1 pseudogene is annotated in these 255 nt (G+C 67.1%); it reads left to right on the top strand.

What is annotated here, in order from left to right:
- Nucleotides 1–255 (top strand): annotated as a pseudogene (locus tag QSK37_RS51360) (succinate--CoA ligase subunit alpha); the annotation flags it as partial.

Here is a 255-nt window from a genome sequence, read left to right as displayed (position 1 = left end):
GCGGATGTGTCGGTGGCGTTCGTGCCGCCGAGGTTCTCCAAGGACGCGGTGATCGAGGCGATCGATGCGGAGATCGGCCTGTGCATCGTGATCACTGAGGGGATCCCGGTGCATGACTCGACGGTGGCGTGGGCGCATGCGGTGGCCAAGGGCAACAAGACCCGGATCATCGGCCCGAACTGTCCGGGGGTGGCCTCGCCGGGTAAGTCGAACGCGGGGATCATTCCGGCCGACATCACCAGCCCGGGGCGGATC

Origin of the sequence: Actinoallomurus iriomotensis (assembly GCF_030269445.1) — a bacterium.
Lineage (GTDB): Bacteria > Actinomycetota > Actinomycetes > Streptosporangiales > Streptosporangiaceae > Actinoallomurus > Actinoallomurus iriomotensis.
This window is presented reverse-complemented; position numbering and strand designations above follow the sequence as displayed.